A 25,087-nucleotide genomic window follows, 5' to 3' on the forward strand; every position below is an offset into this window, starting at 1 on the left:
TAATCGTGACGAATCCGGGAACAAGTGGCCTCACGCAGAATCCATTAAGAGATGTCCGCAAAGCTCCTAGCGAGGACAGGGTCAAAACACGATTGCGACCATTTTCGGTGAATAGACTTCGATAAGTCAGCGTCTAAGGATATACAAAAGGGACACCCCACGACTCAACTACCCCAGCAAGGACACGCACCATGATGACGAATAAAAAACACCCCTACCCCCGCCATATCGTCACTCTGCTCGCGGCGCTTAGCGCCCTGCTCGCCACATTCACCTTCGACGATCTACAAGCCCGCCCCAGCCGCGAGGGCCAAGACAAATCCGAGCCCGTCGAACGAAAGCTTCCCCAGAAGAGTGCCCCCTCTCCTCGTAATTCGAGCACTCGGGTCAATAAACCGCAGCCGCGTCCCCAGACACCCGCCAAGCCCCAGATCCGCCAAACCCGCGGTGGATCTTCGAACCAAAATATTTCACAAAACCGCGGCAGCTCCCAGTCCAGCAGCAAAGTTAAAAGGCCAACTCGCTCCGTAATCACCAAACCCTCGAACCACGCCGTCAACCGTCCACCGCAAGTCACCTCGCGCCCTAGCTCCAGTTCCAAGCGGAACTTCGAGCCGCAACGCACGCAGCCTCCCAGCTCTACTCGAATTTCCCCATCCAATCGCTACCCCTCCAACAAACGCAGCGGGCCCTCCCTTTCCGCCACTTCACCAGGGCACAATCGTTCCTCCGGCACATCGAACGCCAATCGCTCCATCGGCCCACAGCGAGACCAGCGGGACACGTCTTCCCGAGGAAATAACTACCGCTCGCCCTCGCCAAACCAAAATCGCAGCACCGAATCTAAGATTGTCTCCAGCCGCCCTTCAACCAGCAGAACCATAGACTCCTCCGTCGTCAGCGGAGCGAATTCCAGAAACTCAAGCGTTGGACCTCAACGCCACAACCCTTCGCACGACAACCACTCCCGCGAATATGGTCGTGATGACTATCGGGGAGACCGGGATACGGCTCGCTCGCTCTACTTAGACCGGAGAAACAATGCTCTCCGCGACGCAAACCACCGCAGGGACCGAGAACGCACCATAACCATCCGCGATCGCAACCATCGGGACGACCACGATTCACACAACAATCGTAAACGCTACAGCATCGCCAAACACACCCACCGCCACAGCAAGAATTGCGGTCACTACTTTTACGACAACTGCTGGCACGACTATCCGCGTCACCACGTCAAAACCTGGTTCTCCATTAACATCGGCCACACTCATGGAGATGGATGCGGACACTTTTTCGAAAACGGAATTTGGCTCTCCTTCTCAGGAAGCCGCCACTACCACCACACCGGTTGCGGCCACTACTACTACGATGGCTTTTGGCACAATACGTCCTATTACCATTCGCACGGCCCGTACTGCGGTCACTACTACTACAATGGATACTGGCACGACTTCCCAAGCACCCACATCCACTCCGATTACTGCGGACACCTCTATGATGGAAGCCAATGGCTCGTAGACAGATCCGCCTCCCATATCCACGGCAACGATTGCGGACACTACAAGGTCAATGGCATGTGGCTTGAGTACCCGAAAAGCTACTACACGATGAATCGCCCTGACAGCTTGTTCTTCTTCATCGACCTTGGATCCTACTCTAATCGAAACATGGACTCCTGGGCTTATGACGCCTTTGTGGGGCGAGGCAGGGCGATCGATATATTCCGTTCTAGCGCTCCCCTAGCCCAGGGCTACGCCTCTTTCGCAAAAAGCCGCTACTACGACGCTCTTATACGTTTCAGAGAAGCTGCCCGTCGCGATCCTGATAACGCGCTTGTGTACTTCGCCAAGGCTCAGGCCCAGATCGCAGTTAAGGACTACCGCGCCGCATTCGAAGATATCCAACGCGGCATGGAACTGTATCCAGAGTGGGCGGACATTTACCTGAACCTAACCGAGATCTACTCGAAGCGAGAGGATCTAACGGAACACACAAAGCAGTTGCAAGAATGGGTAGAACGCTTTCCACGTGACTATAAAGCCCACTTCGTTTTGGGATACTTCTACTACTTCCAGCAAGACTACGACGCGGCTAAGAACGAACTGCTCTATGCCCTTTCTTGGGACGAAGACCTAGAGGCCGCCCACTTGCTGATGGACCGGATCCTGACTTTCGAAGCGGAATCGGAAATCACGACCATGGAGCTAGAGGGTTCGCCGGAAGACGAACCTATCGTCACCCGGGAGTGAGGCAAACCCCAGTGATTCAGCTTTTCTCTTCGCTATCCAAATCCTCTCGGTGAGCGTCCATTCGGGAAATCTCGGTCTCCAAATAAGCGATACGCTTTTCCGATTTCGCTTTTTCTGACTCCTCGAGAGCAGAGATCCCCTTTTCTAATTCTGCCTTTTCTTTAACCAGCTGGTCACGTTCGTAGACGAGACGCTCAACCGTTTCCGCTTCCTCCGCCTTATCGAAAATCCTTTCCTCCGGCACGCTTTCCTCCACCGGAGCTTGGGGCTTTAGCGGGCTGGCTTTCGGCATCATACGCTCCCCGTCCTTGAGTGGGCGTTGCATCATCGCATTAGGCGACAAAATCTCGATGCCTCCGTTGTGCAGCGTATTCATTACGTTGATATGCAGCTGAGATTTCTTGCTAACCATCTGCTTCACTTCCTTGAGCAAGCCAGCAACACGATAGACAACCGAAAAGTCTCCCAGCTCCAGTACGCGAACGAAGGGATCCTCGAGGCCAGTCTCTTCCGCAGCCGCCAGCAGCAAGGGTTCGACTGTAGCCTGGTGCGTATCGTAACCCAAAGAAACCGTAGCAGAAACGATCGTCCCAGAGCTTCTAACCACTGTCACTGGGTTGGTAACCAGATAGAGATTGGGCAAGGTCGTCAAATCCCGGTCTTCCGTTTGGATCTCAGTATGAAAAAGGCCTCGAGCTGAAACGCGACCAAAGGTCGAACCGACTCGCACAAAGTCGCCGGACCGAAAGGAGGCGATCGACCGAATCATGAAACCTCCCATCGCGTTCGCTACAAAGGTGGTCGATGAGAGACCGATGATGCCAGTCAGCACGAGTCCAAACAAACCTAGCAACTGGTCCTTGGTTCCATCTTTCAGTGGTAGAGCAATAATCACCGCCACCAATGCGAGCGCCGTGAGGACCAACATCACAATCGGGCGAGAGAAGTTGTTATGCTTTCCGAAGGCCGCCTCTCGCTTTGAAAAATACCATCTGGCGCTCAAGAGAGCTAGTGCCACAACACACAGGGTAACAATCAGAGGGATGTAGTTCGGGAAGGATTCAACAAGTTCAGAGGCCTCGGGCATAGGTGAATGCAAAGCCAGCAAACCGACTTTTGCAAAATTCAATTGCTCCCAGAGCTGGGACGCTAAGCCTTTTTGCTGAAAAGAGTACCGAGTCCTCCATCCACGCCGATCGTCTGCCCCGTTACCCAATCCTGATCGCGGTCCAATAGCCACATCAGGGCCCGCGCCACTTCCTCGGGCTCTCCAATGCGCCCGAGAGCGTGCATCGACTGCGAAGCTTTCAAGGCCATTTCGTTCCCAGTGATTCCTTGCGCCATTTTCGACCGCACTAACCCCGGAGCCACGCAATTCACTCGGATCCCATAGCTGGCATAGGTGGCGGCAGCGGAAAGGGTCAAACCGATGACGCCTGCTTTGGCCGCCGCAATCGCCTCGTGATTGGGAAAACCATGGCGTGCAGCCGCAGAGGAGCAAAAAACGATCGAGCCTCCCTCCTTCATCATCCGCTTGGCCACCGATCGCAAGGCGGCGAAACAAGATGAGAGGTTCTTGGAAACAACGTCTTCAAACTCTTCACGCCGCGTTAGGTGAGCCGGCTTGAGCAAAATCGAACCCACGCAGACCGCAACGCCATCGATGCGACCAAAAGACGACTCCATCTTGTCGTAAAAATCAGAATACGCATCCCAGTCGCAGGCATCGATCTCATACAATTCGGCTCCGTCCAGCTCCGAAACAGTGGCGGCTTCGGCGGCGTTTCGAACGCCAGCCATCACTTTGCAACCTTGGCTCAGAAGGCTTTCCGTTAGCTTGCGACCAATACCACCTGCCGCTCCGAGCACCGCATAATTGCCACTCTTCATAATCAATGTCCTCTTGAAGGGGGGAGCGTTACACAAGCCAAGCTCCCAAGGTCAGTCGCGAAAGCGGAACTAGTGAGAATTGGCAGTGGGAGACTTTGCCTTCATCTCTGCGATGCGCATCGGCATCGAGTCGATGAGCTCGAAAAACAAGGGCAGATCGAGACCGCTGCGCTGAAAGGCTTTTGCTCCTCCATCTTTGCCTACCAGCACGAACCTGCTTTCGCCGAGCGGCAATTGCCACAGCGTTCGCCAAAGCTCTTTCTCTTCAGCCGAGAGCGAAATGCCGTAAGGCGTATCCAAAACGATTTCGCCTAGGCTCACCAGCAAGATGTCTCGGTCGACGAGCTCACCTTCCCAAGACTCTAGCGTCGCCTCCAAAGCCTCTCTCTCATCCTCCGAGCTGACAACGTATGCAAGAAGACGATGACTCTGAGTTCCCATCTGCACGCTATCTTGCCCCCAGACCGTATTACTTGCGAAAAACACTCCTAAGAGCGGTAATGTTAACAATCCTACCTTCGCTAAAAATTTCATCTCTCCTCCCGCCATTGCACTCCATCGCGTTGTTCAATACAGGTTCAAAACATTAATCTTGTTGTTCGCGAACCTGAATTAACCTAACTGATGACTACCATTATTGGTTCATGCATAGTTCACAACAACAAAATCCAAGTTCATCATCCGTAACAGCCCTAAAGTGTTCGGGGATCGCTAAATCATTCGGCAGCAGATCCTTGTTTTCTGGGATAAATCTGGAATTGAGAAGAAGAGAGATGGTTGCCCTCCTAGGAGCCTCAGGCTCTGGAAAATCGACCTTGCTCCACTGCTTGAGCGGCGTGCTTCCGACTGATGAAGGTACAACGTGGATTGGTGAACAATCTTTGGACAACCTAAATCGCGAGCAGCTCGCCCAATGCCGACGAACAAAGATAGGCACCGTCTTCCAATTTTTTCATCTGATGCCCACCTTGACGGCTGCGGAGAACGTTGAGCTCCCGCTCCAACTTTTGGGTAACCCAAGGGCCGTGCGCGAAAATCGAGTCCAAGAGTTGCTCGAAAGAATGGGGATCGCCCACCGAGCAAACGCTTTCCCAAGCGCCCTGTCCGGAGGAGAAATGCAACGCGTCGCCATCGCCCGGGCCATCGCCCATCGGCCTCCTATCATCTTCGCTGATGAACCGACTGGAAACCTCGACCAGAATTCCGGCCAAGAAGTGCTGAGACTTTTGACCGAAATCACCCAAGAGGAAAACGCAGCCTTGCTGATGGTGACACATAGCGAAGAAGCAGCCGCCATCTGCCAGAGATCCTACAAGCTGGAAGAGGGAATGCTGACTGCAGTATGAGCCAAGCCTCGCAAGATCTAGGACTATTCCTCAGCCTTCTCCACCGATTCGGCATTCGGTATTGGCTGAGGCACTGGCCCAAGTTGGCCTTGCTGGTATCCATCGTGGGCTTAGGCACAGGAGCTTTCCTCGCAATCGGCCTCGCGAATCGCGCCGCAACAAACAGCTTCGACCGTTTCGCCCAAACCGTATCCGGCCAAAGTCAAATTGTCGTAACTGCAGCGGTCGGCGATCTCTCTCTCAACGATCTCAAGCGGATGCGTATCGCCCTTTTGGACACCGAAGCCACGCTCGCTCCCCAAATAATTTCATCCGTGCGGCTTGCTACGCAGAGCTCACCGACTGACAAGCCCAAAGATCAATCTCCAGTTTTTACTGTAATTGGAACCGACCTGCTCGCCGCATCGAATTTCCTGATACGAAACGATGCGAGCTCCTCATTTCTAGAAACCTCGCTTGGAACGGATTCGGGCGGTCCACTCTCTGAGAGCCGTAAAGGTGTCTACGCCCAAGCTGAAACTTCTTTTGCCTACGGCTGGGATTCCGAGTCGACCCTCCGTTTTTACCTCGATGACAAGCTGGTCGAGCTTCCCTGGTTGGGAGAGCTGCCTACTCTCGAAGGCGATCGGCAGGCCGGGGCAAATGTTCTGGTTATGGATTGGCGATGGCTAAGCGAACTCCAAAACAAACCACTGCACGCCGATCGCGTGGACATAGTTTGGTCGGATAAATTGCGTTCGGATGCGGCAACCGAAGAGGCTTTAACCCTGCTGACGCAGGCCAACAGCGGAAATTGGGTAATTGAATCCCAAGATCAGCGCCAGCAGACGGGGGCAACAATGACCTTGGCCCTGCGCATGAACCTGCGAGCCCTGTCTGCCCTCTCTCTTCTCGTAGCCATTTGCTTACTCTTTCAGGCCATGGATAGTGCCGTCGCCCGGAGGCAGAGCGAAATCGCGACCTTGCACTCGCTCGGCGTATCCACACGGCTTACACGGCTACTCTGGTTCGCAGATTCCCTCATTGTAGGAGCAGGCGGAGGGACTCTGGGCCTAGCGTTGGGTTACTTGATGGCTCAGTTTTCGACGAAATTGGTAACACAAACCGTGAACACTCTGTACTACAAAACGGGTGAAGCGGCTCTAACCTTTTCATGGAGCGAGGCCGCTCTCGCCTGGATCCTAACCGTGGTTTTCTGTGCATTGGCAGGTTGGTGGCCAGCTCGCCAAGCCGCGAAATCTCCCCTGATCGAAACCATGCGGACCGGACCGAACCGCTCCACTTACTCGCGCAGCTCTTACCTTTTAGCGAGCTTGGCCTTCGCCATACTATCTGTAGTCGCATACAAGATACCGCCACTGGAGGCAGCGAATGGGCATTATGTACCAGTAGGCGGATACACAATGGCGATCACGCTTATCGGCCTGATCGCCAGCCTGAGCTGTGTTGTTCTGGAATCAGCCGGAGCAATAAGTTCTCTAAAATTGGGAACTGCCAGCAGCCTGAAGATCGCTCTTAGCCAGTTCAGAATGCCGGTCACGCGCCATCGACTTGCCCTAGGGGGAGTAACGATTTCTGTCGGCATGACCGCTGCGATGATTTTCCTGATCGGCAGCTTTGAATCAACGGTCAGATCCTGGATAACAAGCACCTTGCAGGCGGATTTATTTATTCGCCCCAAAGCCGTGAGCTCCTCCCATGACGCCCCTACGATTTCTCTCGAGACCTTGAGGCTGATCAGCTCAAAGGAGCAAATTAGCGACATAGGGGTCATCCACATGAAACCGATTCGTATCCAGAATCTTTCGACCTATGTGATTGGATACGACACCGACTACATCAACCGAATCGATCACACAACCTGGATAAAACGGCCCGATCGACTGCTAGACCTGAAGGACGGTAAGACGGCGATCATCAACGAATCCTTCGCCAGCCGATTCAAAAAATCAGTTGGAGACACGGTGGAAACACATTCTCCAGACGGGCTTCGACAATTTCGAGTCATTGGCATCATGGCGGACTACGGAAACGAAAATGGGAGTCTCGGCATTGACCAAGAGGCCTTCAAAGAACTCACCGGCGAAACCCGTCCTCGGGCAATCGCACTGCACGCCAAGACCCCAGATCAAATCGACTCGCTCGCCAAAGAACTCGAAGAAGAGCACCCGGGTCTAAACATCATGACGAATCGCTGGCTGCGGGAAGAAACGCTGAGAATCTTCAACCGCGTCTTCTCTATCACCTACGCCTTGGAAGCGATAGGCTTACTCATTTCAGTGGTGGGCCTCGGGTCCATGCTTGCGTCTCTGCTTATCGAGCGGAGAGGCGAGATCGACACCCTGAAGCGAATCGGTTTTGGGTCTAAAGAAATTGCCCGCAGCACCCTTTTCGAAGGCTTGGTGCTCGCCGCAATCGGGATACTATCCGGCCTAATACTCGGCGTCTGTTTGGGACTCATACTTGTATATATCATCAACAAACAATCCTTCGGATGGACTTTAAGCGTATCCATTCCTTGGGCATCACTAATGGGCTTGAGCTTTCTATCACTAATGGGAGCAGGTGTCGTATCTTACTTCGTGGGCTTGTGGAGCTCTAGACAACCCATGCAAATCGAGGAATGAGAACAAGACTACTCACTGTATTGATCTCCAGTTTATTGCTGCTCGCCAACTTACTTGGTGAGTCACGTTTCAAGGCGACGAATCGGGACGGATACAAAATAGCTGTGCCAGGCGTTGAACTTGCGTTCCCTGAGGATCATGGAAGTCACCCCGACTTCAAAACGGAATGGTGGTACATTACCGGTCACCTTGATAACAAGAAGCGAGACCTAGGCTTCCAAATAACCTTCTTCCGATCTGCAAACCGCGATTCCGATGCCCAAGACCTAGAACAAGTCTACATGGCACACGCAGCGATAGTGGATAAATCAACAGGAAAATTCATTCATGAAGAAAGGCTTAACTCGGCAGATTGGAACGCGGACGCGAAAACGGGAGAACTGTCGGCTTACAATGGGAACTGGTATCTCCGTATGATCGATTCGGATACCGAAACGATGAAAACAAGATTTTCGCTCGAAGGTTTCGGCGCTCTCGAACTCGTTCTCTCCCCTGCCAAAGACAAGGTCTTGTTTGGTGAAAACGGATTCTCGAAAAAGGGCAACGAAGTGGGTGCTGCGAGCTACTACATCACATTTCCACGCCTCAATGTGTCTGGCTTCTTCACGGATTCGGGAGAAAAAGAGCCTCTAGAGGGCGTCGCGTGGATGGACCACGAATTTAGCTCCAGCCAATTGACCGAGGAACAAATTGGTTGGAACTGGAGCAGCATCATTCTAGATGATGGAACAGAAATCATGGCCTACGTCATGCGGCGAGAAGATGGGCAAGCCGACCCAAATTCAAAGCTCACCTTGATCGACAAAGACGGATCAAAAACCGAGCTCTCTAGCGAACAGTTCACATGGGACCCAGAGCGATCTTGGGAAAGCCAAAGCTCCACAGCGCGCTACCCCGTGGAATATGAAATCCGCTTCGACTCTAAGACCATAATCGTTCGTCCAGTAACTGACGATCAAGAATTGAGAGGGCGTATCGGCGACTTCGTCTATTGGGAAGGGGCCGGAACGGTATTCGACGAATCAGGACAGAAGATCGGAAAAGCGTACACCGAGTTAACTGGCTACTCGGAAAGTCTGTACGGGAAGTTCTGATACGAGAAAGGCCGTAGTACCGTCCACGGCTTCATTCAAAGAATGTCGCCTCCGGCACTACGACCCTACATACCCCGTAACAATACTACAAAAAACTTACTAACGAAATTGGTTAAGCGGTTTGATTCAGAACTCGCAGTTCATTCTCGAGATTCCTAAGCGCTAAGAGAGCCGCCGAGCGCTTGGCAAAAGCCCTGTACGGCTCCGCTTCTTCGCGCAGGTGGCTGACGTAGGAGAGGAGAACGGCCAGACCGCTGCGACCTTTCTCCACTAGCTGACGCATTGATGGAATTTCCTGAACTACCATCGCCCGAAAGCCCATCGGTAGCCAAGTTTCGCACATCGTGGCATCTAGCAGACCCGCAAGTTGTCGCAACAAAGAGTCGGCGGCTGTTTCGGACTGTCGCTCGAAACGAATGATTTCATCGTTTTCGACTCTCGTTCCTTTCACAGCGTGCGTGCTCATTTGGTTTCCTTTCAATTGTTTTTGCGACGTCCGAGAAACCGTATCTCTGGACACAACAAGTTTAGCACTGGCTGCGCCAAAATCGGATCCAGCTTCTGTAATTTGTTGGTAAAATAATTCGCCCTTCTTTCGTATTCACGTACTGCGGACATTTAAGCAGCCTTACGGGTCAATTTTACGCACAACTATTCAATAAGAGTTACAGCGCTTAAAACTTGCTCGCCAAGCGGGTCTGAAAAACAATCCGAGGCCCTATGAGATCACCCCGTTCTATCTGGAACCCCTCTCCTTATCTCGTGATTGCGAGCCTTGCACTCTCGGCCTGCGCTCCGTCGGAAAAGGACATCAAGCTCCCACCTCCCCCCGAGGAAACAACCTTGGTGGACTTGGATCGCTTTGTGGGGGAAGAAATCGGAGTCCCGATCGGCGATGCCCGTCCATGGGTAACGCACCTTCGAAGTGTCGACCTCGATCAGGATGGCAGGCTAGACCTCATCGGTTGCGAGGCGAAAGACAGCGAGGTCGTCTGGCTCCGTCAGCTCGAGGATGGAAACTTCAACGAAATCCTGATCGCTCCAAACGCCCAGGCCCCCGTGCATGCCGAAGCCTACGATATGGACGCGGATGGAGACCTCGACGTCCTCGTATCATGCATGAACATTGTCTTCCCAAACAATGACAAGATTGGGACCCTCATGGTACTGGAGAACGATGGTAGCCAAAATTTCACCCAGCGTATTCTGTTGGAGAACGTGGATCGGGTAACGGATGCTCGAGCCGCTGATTTTGACAAGGATGGAGATCTCGATATCGCGGTGGGCCAGTTCGGCTACGACCAAGGAGAGGTTCGTTGGCTCCGGAATTTAGGAGATTGGAAATTCGAGTCCGAAGTCGTCTTGAGCCTATCTGGCACCATCAATGTAACCGTAGATGACTATACAGGTGACGGATGGCTCGATTTCGCAGCGATCGTCTCACAGCAGTGGGAAGAAATCCACTTATTCGAGAACGACCGCAATGGCGGCTTTTTGAAGAGCCGAGTAATCTGGGGCTCGACCAATGACGACTATGCTTCCTCCGGCATGACCTCAGGAGACTTGAACCGCGACGGGAAGCCAGACCTTATTTTCACTAACGGTGACGGATTCGGACCCAATGCGGTTCCAGGCCCACGTCCATGGCACGGCGTGCAATGGCTCGAGAATAAAGGAAATGGCTTTTTCAAATACCACCGAATCGCCGACCTAGGAGGTGCCTACAGCCCAGAAATCGTGGATATCGACGACGATGGCGATATGGACGTCATCGCACTCTCCAGTTTCAACGATTGGGCGAATCCGAAAGCCGAATCCATGGTTCTCTACGAGAACGACGGACGCATGAACTTCCAAGCAATTGTACTCGCCCACGACCCGATTCAGCTACTTACAGTTGATACCGGAGTATACGACTCCAGCGGACGGCAGAGTATTGTCACAGGCGGGCTGCACGCCTACCAGCCTTACGAGCGCATGAGCCGCTTCATGATTTGGCGTCCTAACAAATAGTCACCATTACTACCCCAATCTTTCATTCGTGAAGAAGTTAGCCATTCCCCTCTCCCTAATCGCCATAGCGGCAGTCGCCACTGTTGGCTTTCTGCTGATACAAAAGGCAGCCAAGACAAAAGCCCTGATTGCCGAGGCCGTACCCGAAATCCCTGCAAGCAAGATACAACCCGAGGAACTGCTCCAGCGCGTAAAAAAATCTAGCGAACAAGCTAAAGAGGGACCTGAAGAACTGGAGGGATTGAAAGAGCTCAGTCGCCTCTACCACGCCAACGGACTTACTAATGAAGCCTGGAAGTGCTACGCCACCCTGATCGTGGCCGACCCTTCAGAACCTCGCTGGCCCTATCAGCTTGGCCGCATTCTTGCCGGCTACGGAAGGCTTGAGGAAGCAACGCCTCTTTTCGAAAAGACCGTCGATCTCGCCCCCGACTACTTACCTGCTCGTATTCGCCTCGGCGATACACTGCTAAAGCAAAACCTCACCAAAGAAGCTGGCAAGGTCTACCAAGGCGTCCTCTCAAAAGATGAATCAAATGCCTACGCCTTGGTCGGAGTTGCCCGCGTGGCAATCGCGGATGGCGACTGGCAATTAGCCAGAAAGCATCTGGAGCAATCGGTTCAGGCGACCAATTTCCAGATCGGTGCCGATTTGCTGGGTGATGTCTATAAGCAGCTTGGTCTAAGCGGCAAAGAACGGATCGTTCTGCAAAACATGGAATGGGGAAGCTACGCGGACATCCCCGACCCATGGTCTTTGACGCTCATGGACGACTGCTACGACGCGTACCAAGTTTCCATCGCTGGGGGCTGGGTCGCTCACCAAGGCGACAAGCGCACTGGGTTTCGCTACATAAAAAGAGCCGCCGACTTGGATCCGAATACTGCCATCTACCAGTATCAATTAGCAGGTGCCTATATGGATCTCAACGACCCGGAGAATGCGGAAATCCACTTCCGCCGCTGCGTCGAAATCCAGCCCAGTTTTGGCGATGCCTGGCTGGCCTTGATCAGTATCGCCAGAGATCGAAACAGCCCTACTTCCGCTCGAAGAATTCTGGAGGAAGGCCTCAAAGCCGCTCCCGAGTCGCCCTCTCTCAATATCGAAAAGGGCAACGTACTCGTCGCTCAAAGGCAGTTCGAAAAAGCCTACCCATACTTTCATCGCTCCATTGAGCTTCGCTCCCATGAAGCGGGAGGATTCATCGCCTTAGCCCAAGCATATATTAAAGAAGGCCGCATCGAAGAAGGTATGGAGCAAATGCGGGAGGCGCTCGTCCGCGAACCGGCCAACCCCATCGTGCTCTCTTCCATGGCATTTGATGCCATCATGAAATCCGACAAAAGCGCCGCCGACAAATGGTTTAAACGTATTCGGCAACAAGCGCGTTTCCTGCCCGAGGACCTCAATCGCATCGAAAGCATGTATTTCGAGGTCTTCGGAACCGCAGCTCCTAAGTAACTAGTTTCTCGCTCGCTGCCGGTTTTGGCAGGCCGAGCGCAGGCAGGCTCTGATGTTGTCCGAAGACAGAGGTTTCGCAATCAGGGCATCGATTTCCAGCTCATCGCATTTGGACCGGACATCCGCTGTGATAGTCGCAGTGATTGCTGCTAGGTAAGGGCGTTCCACGCCTCGGCGTGACACACAGTCCACAAGTCGTTCCGCGGTTTCGAAGCCATCTAATTCCGGCATACGTACGTCGATAAACACGATGTCAAAGCACTCATCGCAGCTAAGCCGGAGAGCTTCACGTCCATCCGAGGCCTCCTTGGGCTCGTAGCCGAGCTTGGTAAAGGACGCCATCAGGAAGCTGCGTTCCAGTGGGCTATCCTCCACCACTAAAACCGACAACGGATAGGCCTCAGCAAAACGGCTGGACAAATCAAAATTGTCCTCATTCAGAACTTGCTCGATCTCGCTACCGAGGCGGCAATCAATGGTGAACGAGAAGACAGATCCGCAGCCCACCTCGCTTTCCACCCTTATCTCTCCGCCCAAAATCTTCACGAGGCGCTGACTGATAGCCAAGCCCAGACCAGTGCCTTGGTAACGGCGACTGTAGGAGGAATCAACTTGGGTAAAGGTCTCGAAAATCGTATCCAGATTCTTACGAGCGATACCAATCCCCGTGTCACTAACACTGAACTCTATCACCCCGTCCCTCGCCATTCTGACATGTATCCGCACCTCGCCCTGAGGTGTAAACTTAACGGCGTTACCTACCAGATTCATCAAGATCTGCCGCAGGCACTGGGCATCCGAAACAATATCCTTCGGGATATCCGGAGCAATCTCTACCGCTAACATCAACCCCTTCTTGCGAGCGTCGTAAGCAACAACGCTCAAAACGGAGGAGACGATATCTCGCGGACTAAAAACATCAGGCGATAACTCCAAGCCTCCCGCTTCGATTTTGCTGATATCTAAAACGTCCCCGATCAGTGTTACCTGATTTTCAGCACACTGCTTCATCATCGCCAGCAAATCCTGAGCTTGCGGCTTTTCGCAAAGGCTCTCCAGCAAGTTGATACCGCCTAGGATACCGTTCATGGGAGTACGAAACTCGTGGCTCATTACGGCGAGAAAATCACTTTTCGCCTGGGACGCTGCTTCGGCTCTTTGCTTTGCTTCGGTGAGTTCAAGGAATAGACGAAAGCGTTCAATCGAGTGGTTGATAGTACGTTCCAAAGCGAGCCCGTTAAGCCCGTTTTTCCAAAGAAATTCTTGAACCCCTAGCTGCATAAGCTCACGCGCCAGATCTTCATCCTCCAAGCTACTCAACACGAGAACGGGACAGGGAGATTTGTCCAAGAATTGCGAGAGCACTTCCTTTTCAACCGTCGTCGACAAACCCAAATCGAGCAGAACCACATCAAAAACACTTTCCTCCAACAAGTGCACCGCCTCCGCGTAGGTCTTAGCCAAGGTCAGCGAATATTCGCACCGGAGATTCTTAACCTTCAAAAGTTTGCTGAGAAATTCTCGATCGATCTCGGAATCCTGCAAAAGGAGCACTCGATGGCTTTCGTCCGACGATCTGCCGGACCACCCGTCTTTTACCCCAACTGCCTCTTTGGACTTTAGCATAAAACCATGCTCCCGTACGAGACCCCCCATAGTAGCTAGGAGGAATATCCTAATCGAGAGTATGATTTTAGTACACTCCTTTTGCTGAAATCGCAATGCCTAGGACGCAGATGAATCAATTCTTATCACGAGTTTTAAGCTTTCTGCCAGATTGTTAGAAAATGGGTAATCAGATAGTTCTCGCGACCAGAGCGAGCCTCCATCTACTCTCCCTCAAATTGAGCGAATGCTACGCATTCAGAGCAGCTCTCTCTCGTTAAGAAAGTATGCAGGAAAACCCGAAAGTACAGGATCAGATTGCCCGAATCGCTAATTGGTTCACCCAAATTGAAGGGAGCATCACCGCATTTTCCGGAGGAGTCGACTCAGCCCTGGTCATCTACTTGGCCCGTCAACATCTAGGCAAAGGACTAGCAATCGCCTGCATTTCCGATTCCCCCAGCTTGAAACGGTCGGACCTACAAGAAGCGATCGAGTTCTGCCAAGTCCACGATATCTCCTTGGAAATCATAAAAACCAAGGAACTGGAGGACGAAGCCTACTACAGCAATCCGGTCAACCGCTGCTACGCCTGCAAGTCGCACCTCTACAACGACCTATCGGAGCAATTGAAGAGGTATCCGGGCTTTGTGGTTCTCAATGGCACGAACCAAGACGACTTTGGCGATTACCGACCCGGCCTGCAGGCCGCCCAGCAAAACGCCGTCCGCTCGCCTCTCGCGGAGTGTGGACTTAATAAGGACGCGGTCAGGAGCCTAGCTCGACACTTCGGCCTGAAGGTTTGGGATAAACCTGCCAGTCCATGCCTGAGCTCTCGGATTCCCTACGGTCAAATCGTAACGAGGGAAAAGCTATCCCAGATTGAGCAAGCCGAAAGCGAGCTGACACGGCTTGGCTTCAAGACAGCCCGCGTCCGTCATTTCGGCTCGGAAGCCCGCGTTGAAGTGCCATCCGCAGACCTGCCCAAACTAGAAGGACTCCTCCAAGCACTAAGGCTTCACTATAAAGAACTCGGCTTCAGCCAAACAACGATTGACCAAGAGGGTCTTGTATCCGGAAAACTGAACAGAGCGATCAGACCTTTAACATGAACGATTCGTTTAACTTAGATTTCGACCGCACAGAGCGACTCGGCTTCCCCGAGGTAGTCTTCGGAGCAGGTAAGACACTCGAAGTATTGACAGAGATACTACAGGCTTACCAAGCCAAAGGCTTGAACGCGCTCGCCACAAAGGTTCAACCCGAAAAAGGCAAACAGCTTCTCAACACTTTTCCAAATGCGTTCTTCGAAGAGGTATCGGGAATCTTCATGCTCGAACAGCCGCAGCAAAACAAAAAGCCGGGGCCCCAAGTGGCGATTTTATCCGGAGGCTCGTCCGACGCCTACGTTGTGAATGAGGCCTTCCACACTTTGAATTTTCTAGGATGCGGAGCAAAACGCTTTAACGACATCGGCATCGCCGGTATCCATCGCCTTCTCGCAAAAGTGGAGGAATTGAAATCATTCTCCGTTCTGATCGTAGTGGCTGGATTCGAAGGGGCCCTGCCCACTGCCGTTGGCGGTCTTCTTCCTCAGCCGATCATCGCGGTCCCCGCTTCGGTTGGATACGGAGTATCTGCCGGCGGCCAAGTCGCGCTCAACGCCATGCTCTCGAGCTGCGCCAACGGAGTTAGCGTAGTGAATATCGACAATGGCTATGGAGCCGCCATGGCCGCATTACGTATAGTTAAGGCCCTTACTCGATAACAATGCCCTCCACACTCTACATCGAACCGTTTTCCGGGATAGCCGGAGATATGCTACTCAGCGCTCTTTGCGAACTCACGGATGCCTACGAAGAAATCAAAGAGCTTCCCAGCCGGCTTCACCTGCCAGACGGGAAAATTGAAATCCAACGCCTCAACAAAAATGGGATCTCCTGCCGTCATATCAAGATAATCGATACAGGTGAGCACGGCGAACATACCCACACTCACGATCACGGCGGAGTCCCTCACACTCACAGCCATGGAGCCCATAGACATCTTAGCGACATCCTAAACCTGATCGAAAAAGCCCATATATCCGACGGAGCAAAAGAGATAGCCAAGGCGATATTCCTAATCATAGGTGAATCGGAATCCCGGATACACGACATCCCACTAGATACGATTCATTTCCACGAAGTCAGCGGGGTCGATTCGATTTTAGACATCGTGGGTTGTGCCGTCCTCTTGGATAAACTGGATGTAACGCAAACCTTTGCCGACCCGGTGTGCGTTGGGTTTGGGCAGGTAAATACTCAGCACGGAAAACTGCCCGTTCCCGCTCCGGCCACGGCTGATATCCTTAAGGGGATTCCAACTTACAAAGGGGAAGAGGCTGGAGAACGCTGCACTCCCACTGGCGCCGCTATCCTGAAGTTCCTAAGCCCTCGTTTCGAATCACCATCACGCCCAACAAAGGCCATCGCCTACGGACCTGGGCAAAAAGACTTCGAAGCAGCAAACGTAGTGAGAGTCTCACTACTTGAGGACGACATAGAAACAGCGACTTCCATTTGGATCGTCGAAACGAATCTCGACGATATGTCGCCAGAGTTGCTCGGACTTCACTTTCAAGAAGGTCTGTTGGAAGCTGGAGCTGTTGATTTCCACTTCAGTCAGGTAACCATGAAAAAGGGGCGTCCGGGGCTGACGCTTTGCGCTTTGACCCCAAAGGAAAATAGGGATGCCGTCGCGGAGTACATTCTCGAAAACACCACAAGCATTGGCGTTCGCTTCTACCCTGCAAAACGACGAATTCTAAGCCGGAAAAAGATTACTCTGGAAACAAAGCTCGGTACAGTTCTAGCTAAAGAAACAGAGACACCTTCCGGCAGCAAAAAAAGGAAGATCGAGTACGATTCACTCGTTGGACTGGCCGAAAAGCACGGAATCTCCGTTTCTGAAGCCAAGAGAAGAATCGAAGCCCCCTAGCTGAAACACATTTATACAAAAATGAAAAAGACCACCACCCTACTCGCTACACTTGCCGCGGCTACTAGCGCCTTCGCCCACACCTCCGGCGTCGTCCATACTCACAACGACAATTCGATAAACTGGATGACCACCCTTGGGATCGCAGTCGTATTTGCGACCTTGGCCTTCTTCCAAATTCGCAAACGTTTCGGACGCTAGGCCCCGCACGCCAGCTACATCTTTTCCAAGCTCGGAGCGATTTCGCTCCGAGCTTTTTTTGCGACCGGAATGAAGTTCGAATGCGAATTTCCGCACAAGAGATCTTGCCCTCACTTAACGAGAGGCAAAGCATCTAACTATGCCCAATAGAAAGCTCCTCCCCCTTTTCGCCTTGGCCGCTTCCGCAGCTATCGTTCCCCTACAAGCCGATCCGAAGCTGGACGAAATACTGGCGGAACTGCAGAGCCTCAAGGGAGAGGTCGCAGCTTTGAACCAACGTGTTGAAGCACTCGAAAAACAAGAGAGCCAAGAATTAGCCAGCCCCACGACATCCCCCTCCAAAGGAAATAAGAAGTGGATCGATTCTATGCGGGTAGAACTGAAAAAGGCAGAGGTTCGGGCTAGTGGACCTTGGACCAACATGACGCCTTGGGAAAAAATTGAAAACGGCATGGAAGAGGAGGAGGTCGTCGAGCTCTTGGGAGAGCCGACTGCCCGCAAATTCTCAGTACGCCGCGACACAGACGAAATCTTAGTCTATGAGGGCGACTTGGAAGGAAACGGCGAACTGATCGAGGGAGAGGTACGAATCTACAAAGGAAAAGTCCGGCGCTTCACAGTACCGGACTTTCCAAGTGAATAATATTTTGGACAGACAAATCTCTCATTAGGGCATCGTACTCGATCTTCGAGTAGCGGATTTGTCTATCAGTTCGAAAGATCTTAACCAGACCCCCGAACCGCCGCCGCCCGAACTCAAACCATAGTCGATTCCGGCCGCCGATTTGGCTAAGCCCAATCGTATTTCCATGAATCGGGTTTCGCCACCCGCGTTGCTAACGGATTTGGTCGAGGCGGAGTGTATCACCTGCCCCGCGTCGTTTTTAACCGTTACCCAGAACTCTTGGTCGGAGCTAGCGGCATTAACCTCATAGGTTACGCGAGCAACCACTTCCTCGCCCCGGAACTCACTAGCGTCCACTTCCTGTACCCAGCTCTGAGGGCGGCCCAAGTATGCGGAGTTGAAAGAAAGCTCATTGGCGGTTTCAAAGTCGAAGCGATCGTTGTTTGCTCGGAAAAGCGATGCACCAGGAAAACGAGTCAGGCTCAAAAGACGCTCACCTTCCGTCTCCACGTCCGCTTCACCGGTGATTGAATAAACGAAAGAAGCTCCAAAAAGCGCAAGACCAACGGTCCCCAAAACGGGGCCAGAACGACGTGGGCTAGCGATCAAGTGAATACGATCCTTCAACGCGCTAGACTTGCGGTTGCCCAAAAGGCAAAGGGCTCCAGCTGGGGATACCAAGGCGCCGCGTCCGCGCTTCATTACTTGTAAAAGCGTTAAACCGTAATCGCGAACGGTAGTGATGCAAACCGTGTTGACCACATCCGCGTCACAAGCCTGCTCCATGGAAATCTTGAACTGGCGAAAAACGAGCCAGACCAGCGGATTGTACCAGTGGACAAAACAAACCAGCATCAAAAGGTGATGCAGGAAGAGGTCGCCACGCTTGTAGTGAGTCAGTTCATGCAGCAAGACGCAGCGCACTTCCTCGTCGCTGAGCTCCTTTTCGCAGAAAACGGGCAAGACCACGCGTGGGTTAAAGATGCCAGCAATACCCGGCGTCTTCACGTCTCGGGAAACAAGCAGCGGCACATTGGCATGAATGCCGAAGCGGTAGCGGGTATCCTTGAAAATTTCGTACAGCCTGCCGGAGTTCTTCCGATCCGCACGGTCGAAAAACTGGTGCAAACGGACCGCGTTGAAAACCAAGCGACCCATCAGGGCTAAAAAGCCCAAGGCCCAAAGGAGCACCAATGCATGCTCCCACGAGAAACCAACCAAGGTGCTCTTCACCAACTCGTCTTGAGTCCGGAAAACCGGGAGCATCGTCTCGCCAAGTCCGGCGTCCACCACTCCACTACGGAGCACGTTGGTCCAAGTCGAAGGGCGAAGGTTGTCGTTTAAATTGAAAATACTTCCGCTAAACGGGAGAGCGAGCGGAAGGGAAAGGCGGATAACTAACAAGGCCCAAGCCCAACAGAGAAGCTTCGGCGACAGCCACCGTCGCAGGAACGGCACTGCCAGCAACATCAACGCGCTGAGAAGAGCGAAACGAACCGAAGCGTCCCAATAGAGCCAGAATAAGTCAGCCATGCTATCTTGCTTTCCGCTCTAAGACTGCTCTTAACTCGTCGAGTTCGTCGTCGGACAACTCTTCGTTTTCGATAAAATGAAGCATCATCGGGGCGACTTTTCCCCGGAACACTTTACTCAAGAAATGGCTGCCTTCGGTGCGGCAGCACTCGCCTTCGCTTAGAAGGCAAGAGTAGACATTGGCGCGACCTTCGCGCCGAGACTCGATAACCCCTTTGTTCTCTAGACGAGCCAGAAAGGTATTAACGGTCTTCTGTTTCCATTGGTCATGGGGTAGCAGGTCGAGGACTTCAGTCGCGGTCATTGGGGCATGATCCCAGACGACTTTCATCACCTCCCACTCAGCATCGGATATTTTAGGGCCTTGTTCCATAGCGAGTTTACGAAAATAACAGACTACGCATGTAGTAGATAGTCAAGTCGTAGAAACGATTCAAAGAATTTGAATTCAACAGCGCCCCAGAGGGAAATTTGCAAGCTAGGAAGAAGACCGCCCTTACGTAGACGGTCCCTCGACGGCAACTATTAGCTGGAGCCCTTCAGTTCATTAACAAGCGAGGAGATAGTCGCCTTGGCGTCTCCGTAGATCATTCGCGTATTTTCCATCACGAACAGCTTGTTCACCAAACCGGAGAACCCCTTGCCCTGCCCACGCTTGAGCACGAACACCGTCTTTGCCATGTGGGCTTGGATAATTGGCATTCCATAAATGGGACTGCTTTCATCCTCAGTCGCAGCCGGATTAACCACATCGTTCGCCCCGATCACGATCGCCACGTCCACAGTCGGCATCATGGGGTTAACCGTGTCCATCTCCAGGAGCTTCTCGTACTCTACATCAGCTTCAGCCAACAGCACATTCATGTGACCAGGCATGCGGCCCGCCACCGGGTGGATAGCGAAATTCGCTTCCGCCCCATTCTCTTCCAGGAGTTCGGCCAGCTCTTTCACAACGTGTTGAGCCTGGGCAACCGCCATTCCGTAACCGGGAATGAAGACCACCGAACTGGCAGCTTCCAAAACGTAAAACGCATCCTCGACCGAGATTGCTTTCGGTTCGCGATCATCGTCATCGCCCGCTCCCGAAGAAGTCGCTCCGAAGCCGCTAAAGAGCACGTTACCCAAGGTGCGATTCATGGCCTTGCACATGATAACGGTCAGGATGAGCCCGCTCGCTCCCACCAAACAGCCGGCCACGATCAGCACGTTGTTAGCGATCACAAAACCGGCCGCCGACGCCGCCACACCTGAGAGGCTGTTGAGCAAAGAGATCACCACAGGCATATCGCCTCCGCCGATCGGCATGACTCCCATGATACCAAAAATGAGCGAGAGGGCGACTCCGCTAAGGAAGACCTTGTAGGTCAGGTCCAAATCGGTGCTCCAAGTGAAGATCACACCCAAGACAAGGATCACTATCAGCAAAAAGATATTGAGTGCTTTTTGCCCTCCAAAAACCGTGGCGCTACCACTCAATTTGCCAGAGAGCTTCCCGTAAGCGTAAAGCGAACCCGTAAAGGTCACTCCCCCGATCAGCATCGCGCAGTAGATGACAAAACCGCTGAACAAGGCATTGGAGCTCGTCTCCAATTCGTAGGCAATCCATCCCAGCCCACGGATCTTTTCGAACTCCGCCCAAGCTACCAGCAAGCTGGCCAATCCGCCAAATCCGTTAAAGACCGCCACAAGCTCGGGCATCGCCGTCATCTTGACCTTGCGAGCGGCGACGAGGCCAATCACGCCGCCCAATAGCAGGCCCACCAAGATCCAAATATAGTCCAGACCTTGCTCCAGCAGGGTGATGACCACCGCAAGCAACATTCCGAGGCCAGAAACCAGATTTCCTCGTCGAGCAGTCTCCGCCGCCCCGAGCATCTTGATTCCAAAGACAAATAATGTGGCCGAGGCCACGTAGGCTAAGTTGACAAAATCGTGCGCATCCATGGCCGCTTATTTCCCCTTCTTTTTAAACATCTGCAGCATGCGGTCGGTCACCACATAACCGCCAACGACGTTGATCGTGGCGAATACAAGCGCCGCAAAACCGAGAACCATTCCCACGGTTCCCTGCTCTCCGGCCCGAATCGCCAGCAGAGCTCCTACGATGGTGATGCCAGAGATGGCATTGGACCCGGACATCAGCGGCGTATGCAATTGCGAAGGCACCTTGCTGATCAGCTCTAAGCCAAGGAAGGCCGCGAGCACGAATATGAAAAACAAAAGTATTAAATCCATGAGGTATCCAGATTCTGGTTAACGAGATTGATCACTTCGCGAAACGTTCGTGCACGACCGCTCCGTCCTGGGTTATGACACAGCCTTTCAATAGCTCGTCGCTTAAATCGCGCTTCAGGGTTTTCTCTTCCGAATCCCAGAAATGCTCGATGAAATTGTATATATTCGCCGAATACATTTGGCTGGCATGAGCCGCGACTCCGCACTCCAGCTTCCCGATCCCTAAAATCCTCACTCCGTTTTCTGTAACGATTTCCTCGTCGAGTTTGGATCCGGCAACGTTCCCACCAGATTCGACCGCCAAATCAACCACCACGCTGCCGTGTTTCATACCCGCCAGCATTTTATCGTCTACTAGCGAGGGAGCCTTCCTGCCGAAGAGCTTCGCCGTGGTGATCACGATATCGGACTGAGCGCAAACCTTGGCCATACCTGCCTTCTGCAGCTCCTTCTGCTCATCGGTCAGCTCCTTGGCATACCCCTGATCAGTCTGCCCCATCTCGCCCAAGTCGATTTTCACAAACTTGGCTCCTAGCGACTTCACCTGCTCCTCCACCACTGGACGCGTATCGAAGGCATCGACCCGAGCTCCCAGTCGCTTCGCAGTTGCAATCGCTTGCAAGCCCGCCACTCCCACACCGATCACGAAAACCCTAGCAGGAGAAATGGTACCCGCTGGCGTCATCATCATCGGCAGAATGCGGTTCAACCGTTCCGCCGCTTTGATAACAGCATAGTAGCCAGCCAAATTCGCCTGCGAACTGAGACCGTCCATCTTTTGGGCCAAGGTCGTGCGCGGGATCATCTCCATGCTAACCGCCGTCACACCGCTTTGAGCGAATTGCCCGATAAGCTCCGATTCGTTGAACGGATCCAGAAAGCCGATCGACCAAGAGCCTTTCTTTTGAATGGCGGCCTCTTCCATCGCCGGCTTTCCTACTCGGAGAACGATGTCTGCGGAGGAAAGCTCATCAGTCCGATTTGTCGAAAGCCGAGCGCCTGCAGCTACATATTCGTCATCCAAATAGTAGCTCGATGTGCCTGCTCCAGACTCCACAACGATCTCCAATCCGAGACCGACTAAGCGCTTCACCGCTTCGGGGATTAGCGCGACGCGTTTTTCCGCGGGGGAGGTTTCAGAAGAAACGAATACTCGCATGAAGAAATCGTAGCCATTAGCTGCATCTAATCAACTCAATCCCATTATCAGATAATCTGATATCGATCGTTCGCAGCGTTAGGAATGTCAGTATTCAGTTCCGCTAATACCGGAAAAGCAGACCTTATCATCGAAGCGGTACGATCTCCGGCATTTCCTTTGCCTCACTCTTCTCCTTCTCAAGCCTGTCGAACCAAGAGGCTTTCAGAACGAAACAACAGAGCATAAACACGCCGACGCATATCCACATCGACTTGAACTCCTTGATCACGAGGAAAATGGGGATCACCACCAGCATGAAGTGCCAAACAGTGCCTACCGCCACGTTCACGATATGACGCGGCCAGTCCCGGTTAGGAGCCACCTCTGGTTCTTGCAAACGCAGGTACTGCAAAACCGGCCCCCAAGCTCCCCAAGGCCGAACTTGTTTGTAGAAACGACCCAAGGTTTCGAAGTCCTCCGGACGAGAGAGTAAACTCCCCGCAACCGTGGCGGCCAGCGAGACCAAGAAGATTCCGGGAAATACCTGTATGTAGGAGGTCCCTGGCAGCAGCTCAGGTAGGACAAAAGAGCTCACGATTCCGCCCATCATTCCACAAAAGTAGCCAATCCCATTCAACCGCCACCAGTGCCATTTCAGTAAGTTCGGAGCCGCATAGCCGCCCCATAAGCCACTCACAATCCAGCCCATGATGTCATTGATGCTCTCCATGAAATAGCTGAGGGCCACGCCGATACCGACCACCAAAAACGAAGCCAGATAACAGAAGCGGATGTAGCTGCTAGAGCTCAGGTTGGGACGCAGGTATCGTTTGTAGATATCATTAACTAAGTAGGCGGTCCCGGCATTGATAGTGGAGTCAAAGGTGGACATGAAGGCCGCCAAAAAGCCTACGATGATGAGGCCCTTCAATCCGATGGGCACAAACTCTCGGATCACGTGCGGGAGCATGAGCTCATGATCAAAAGCGGGATCCTGCAAACGCAGGTCCGTCGAGTAAAAGACCAGACCCAAAACCGTGATACCGGTGACCAATATCCAGCGAGGAAAAAGAGCTAAAGACACCACACCGCTCATGAGGGCCGCCTCCCGCGGATTCCGGGTGGCGAGGATGCGCTGCATATCGAAATTGGGAGCAGGGCCGGCCACGCTGACCAAAAAGCCCTTCAGCAGCATCATCATGAAAAACGGAAAAAACAGCTCGTAGCCCTGCAGGGCGATTATGTCGTCGAGCTGCGGTAGCAAATTGCTCCAATCCAAATCCAGCTCACGCCCGAACCACAAGCTGGCCCAGCCATCCGGGGTCACCTCTCGTATCGATTCCGCCGTAGTCAGGGTCATGGCGAAATAGCCCATCACGATGGAGATCGCCACCAGGAGGGAAAATTGGACCACATCGGTGAAAATCACGCTGCGAATGCCCCCCATGGAAGCGTACACCAATGAGACGCCCACAAGGATCGCCGCATAAGTGGTGGGCTCGAGCGTAGGCGGCAGAAAGGCGGACGCGAAGCCCGCCAGCCCCTTGAACGCGTAAGCGGAAAACCCAACCACGCCGAGAATAGCGAAAACCACCACTGCGAGGCGGGACATTTCCAAGCCCAATGGATTTTTGAACCGGGTTGTCATCCAATCGCCTCCTGTCAGCGCCCCCGAGCGGCGAATCCACTGGGACAGGTAGACCATGAGAAACACCTGATTAAAAGTTGGCCAGAGCCACGGAAGCCAAGCCCCCTTCGCTCCATAAACAAAAACCACCGATACCAGCCACATTGTTCCGGCGATATCGAACATGGAAGACGCATTAGAAATGCCCAGCAAGTACCAGGGCACTTTACGTCCTCCCAAAAAATAGGAATCCAGATCCGCCCCGGCTTTCCGCAAAGACAGAGCTCCAAAAGCGAGCACAGTCAGCAGGTACAGGCAAATTAGGCAAAGGTCTATCAGATGGAGCTCCATCAAAAGGTAGGCATACGGGCGGCGAAGGGCTCGGAGAGAGGATCGCGATAACTAGAGAGTTGGGTGGCGGCTCAAGGGGATGCAATGCCTAACACCGCAAAGGCGA

The 25,087-nt window shown here is 53.0% G+C and carries 22 protein-coding genes; 11 read left to right on the forward strand and 11 right to left on the reverse strand.

Annotated elements, in window-relative coordinates; all coding sequences use genetic code 11:
• Positions 1–191: 191 nt before the first annotated feature.
• Positions 192–2,252, forward strand: a complete 2,061-nt coding sequence (locus H5P27_RS11320) for a tetratricopeptide repeat protein (RefSeq protein ID WP_185660500.1) — start codon at positions 192–194, stop codon at positions 2,250–2,252.
• A 16-nt stretch (positions 2,253–2,268) separates the two neighbouring features.
• On the opposite strand, the gene H5P27_RS11325 is transcribed toward H5P27_RS11320, so the two are convergent.
• The 3 genes from H5P27_RS11325 to H5P27_RS11335 all read right to left on the reverse strand — a co-directional run bounded on the left by H5P27_RS11325 (position 2,269) and on the right by H5P27_RS11335 (position 4,628).
• Positions 2,269–3,339: a mechanosensitive ion channel family protein gene (locus tag H5P27_RS11325; protein WP_185660501.1), complete on the reverse strand. Its 1,071-nt coding sequence runs from the start codon at positions 3,337–3,339 to the stop codon at positions 2,269–2,271.
• 62 nt (positions 3,340–3,401) lie between these two features.
• Positions 3,402–4,142 carry an SDR family NAD(P)-dependent oxidoreductase gene (locus tag H5P27_RS11330; protein ID WP_185660502.1) on the reverse strand — a complete coding sequence of 247 codons (741 nt, stop codon included), beginning with the start codon at positions 4,140–4,142 and terminating at the stop codon, positions 3,402–3,404.
• Positions 4,143–4,211: 69 nt separating this feature from the next.
• Entirely contained in the window at positions 4,212–4,628 is a 417-nt protein-coding gene (locus H5P27_RS11335) for a DUF4174 domain-containing protein (RefSeq protein ID WP_185660503.1), read from the reverse strand.
• A 287-nt stretch (positions 4,629–4,915) separates the two neighbouring features.
• Here H5P27_RS11335 and H5P27_RS11340 point away from each other — a divergent pair, with 287 nt between their 5' ends.
• Genes H5P27_RS11340 through H5P27_RS11350 form a run of 3 tightly spaced genes read left to right on the forward strand, consistent with a single transcriptional unit; the run spans position 4,916 to position 9,209 of the window.
• Positions 4,916–5,488: an ABC transporter ATP-binding protein gene (locus H5P27_RS11340; RefSeq protein WP_221774686.1), complete on the forward strand. Its 573-nt coding sequence runs from the start codon at positions 4,916–4,918 to the stop codon at positions 5,486–5,488.
• Positions 5,485–8,115 (forward strand): ABC transporter permease, encoded by a 2,631-nt coding sequence (locus H5P27_RS11345; protein ID WP_185660505.1) that lies wholly within the window; start codon positions 5,485–5,487, stop codon positions 8,113–8,115. The genes H5P27_RS11340 and H5P27_RS11345 overlap by 4 nt, the downstream gene beginning before the upstream one ends.
• A complete protein-coding gene (locus H5P27_RS11350; RefSeq protein ID WP_185660506.1) occupies positions 8,112–9,209 on the forward strand; it encodes a lipocalin-like domain-containing protein in 1,098 nt (365 codons plus the stop codon). Before H5P27_RS11345 ends, H5P27_RS11350 begins: the two co-directional genes overlap by 4 nt.
• Positions 9,210–9,321: 112 nt before the next feature.
• Here H5P27_RS11350 and H5P27_RS11355 read toward each other — a convergent pair whose 3' ends face one another.
• A complete protein-coding gene (locus tag H5P27_RS11355) occupies positions 9,322–9,675 on the reverse strand; it encodes a hypothetical protein (protein ID WP_185660507.1) in 354 nt (117 codons plus the stop codon).
• A 254-nt stretch (positions 9,676–9,929) separates the two neighbouring features.
• Between H5P27_RS11355 and H5P27_RS11360 the strand changes: the two genes are divergently transcribed.
• Together H5P27_RS11360 and H5P27_RS11365 are read left to right on the forward strand one after the other, a co-directional pair.
• Positions 9,930–11,222: an FG-GAP repeat domain-containing protein gene (locus tag H5P27_RS11360; RefSeq protein WP_185660508.1), complete on the forward strand. Its 1,293-nt coding sequence runs from the start codon at positions 9,930–9,932 to the stop codon at positions 11,220–11,222.
• 28 nt (positions 11,223–11,250) lie between these two features.
• Positions 11,251–12,684 (forward strand): tetratricopeptide repeat protein, encoded by a 1,434-nt coding sequence (locus H5P27_RS11365; protein ID WP_185660509.1) that lies wholly within the window; start codon positions 11,251–11,253, stop codon positions 12,682–12,684.
• Here the strand turns inward: H5P27_RS11365 and H5P27_RS11370 are convergent, their stop codons facing one another.
• Entirely contained in the window at positions 12,685–14,310 is a 1,626-nt protein-coding gene (locus H5P27_RS11370) for an ATP-binding protein (protein ID WP_185660510.1), read from the reverse strand. It lies immediately after the preceding gene.
• Positions 14,311–14,576: 266 nt separating this feature from the next.
• On the opposite strand from H5P27_RS11370, the gene larE reads away from it, so the two are divergent.
• The 5 genes from larE to H5P27_RS11395 all read left to right on the forward strand — a co-directional run bounded on the left by larE (position 14,577) and on the right by H5P27_RS11395 (position 18,112).
• On the forward strand, positions 14,577–15,401 hold the full coding sequence (gene larE, locus H5P27_RS11375) for an ATP-dependent sacrificial sulfur transferase LarE (protein ID WP_185660511.1): 825 nt from the start codon (positions 14,577–14,579) through the stop codon (positions 15,399–15,401).
• Complete coding sequence (larB, locus tag H5P27_RS11380; RefSeq protein WP_185660512.1) at positions 15,398–16,057, forward strand: nickel pincer cofactor biosynthesis protein LarB; 660 nt, start codon at positions 15,398–15,400, stop codon at positions 16,055–16,057. The genes larE and larB overlap by 4 nt, the downstream gene beginning before the upstream one ends.
• 2 nt (positions 16,058–16,059) lie before the next feature.
• Positions 16,060–17,268: a nickel pincer cofactor biosynthesis protein LarC gene (gene larC / locus H5P27_RS11385; protein ID WP_185660513.1), complete on the forward strand. Its 1,209-nt coding sequence runs from the start codon at positions 16,060–16,062 to the stop codon at positions 17,266–17,268.
• 21 nt (positions 17,269–17,289) lie between these two features.
• The gene (locus tag H5P27_RS11390) at positions 17,290–17,469 is read left to right on the forward strand and encodes a hypothetical protein (protein WP_185660514.1); all 180 of its coding nucleotides are present in this window, start codon (positions 17,290–17,292) and stop codon (positions 17,467–17,469) included.
• 139 nt (positions 17,470–17,608) lie between these two features.
• The gene (locus tag H5P27_RS11395) at positions 17,609–18,112 is read left to right on the forward strand and encodes a coiled-coil domain-containing protein (protein WP_185660515.1); all 504 of its coding nucleotides are present in this window, start codon (positions 17,609–17,611) and stop codon (positions 18,110–18,112) included.
• Positions 18,113–18,136: 24 nt separating this feature from the next.
• Here H5P27_RS11395 and H5P27_RS11400 read toward each other — a convergent pair whose 3' ends face one another.
• The 6 genes from H5P27_RS11400 to H5P27_RS11425 all read right to left on the reverse strand — a co-directional run bounded on the left by H5P27_RS11400 (position 18,137) and on the right by H5P27_RS11425 (position 24,981).
• Positions 18,137–19,627, reverse strand: coding sequence for a M56 family metallopeptidase (locus H5P27_RS11400; protein WP_185660516.1), 1,491 nt, complete (start codon positions 19,625–19,627; stop codon positions 18,137–18,139).
• 1 nt (position 19,628) lies between these two features.
• Complete coding sequence (locus H5P27_RS11405; protein ID WP_185660517.1) at positions 19,629–20,000, reverse strand: BlaI/MecI/CopY family transcriptional regulator; 372 nt, start codon at positions 19,998–20,000, stop codon at positions 19,629–19,631.
• Positions 20,001–20,152: 152 nt separating this feature from the next.
• Entirely contained in the window at positions 20,153–21,571 is a 1,419-nt protein-coding gene (locus H5P27_RS11410) for an NAD(P)(+) transhydrogenase (Re/Si-specific) subunit beta (RefSeq protein WP_185660518.1), read from the reverse strand.
• Positions 21,572–21,577: 6 nt separating this feature from the next.
• Positions 21,578–21,862 carry an NAD(P) transhydrogenase subunit alpha part 2 gene (locus H5P27_RS11415; protein WP_185660519.1) on the reverse strand — a complete coding sequence of 95 codons (285 nt, stop codon included), beginning with the start codon at positions 21,860–21,862 and terminating at the stop codon, positions 21,578–21,580.
• A gap of 31 nt (positions 21,863–21,893) precedes the next feature.
• Positions 21,894–23,021: an NAD(P) transhydrogenase subunit alpha gene (locus H5P27_RS11420; RefSeq protein WP_185660520.1), complete on the reverse strand. Its 1,128-nt coding sequence runs from the start codon at positions 23,019–23,021 to the stop codon at positions 21,894–21,896.
• Positions 23,022–23,148: 127 nt separating this feature from the next.
• A complete protein-coding gene (locus tag H5P27_RS11425) occupies positions 23,149–24,981 on the reverse strand; it encodes a sodium:solute symporter family protein (protein WP_185660521.1) in 1,833 nt (610 codons plus the stop codon).
• Positions 24,982–25,087: the final 106 nt, after the last annotated feature.

This window comes from Pelagicoccus albus (genome assembly GCF_014230145.1).
Classification (GTDB): Bacteria; Verrucomicrobiota; Verrucomicrobiia; order Opitutales; family Opitutaceae; genus Pelagicoccus; species Pelagicoccus albus.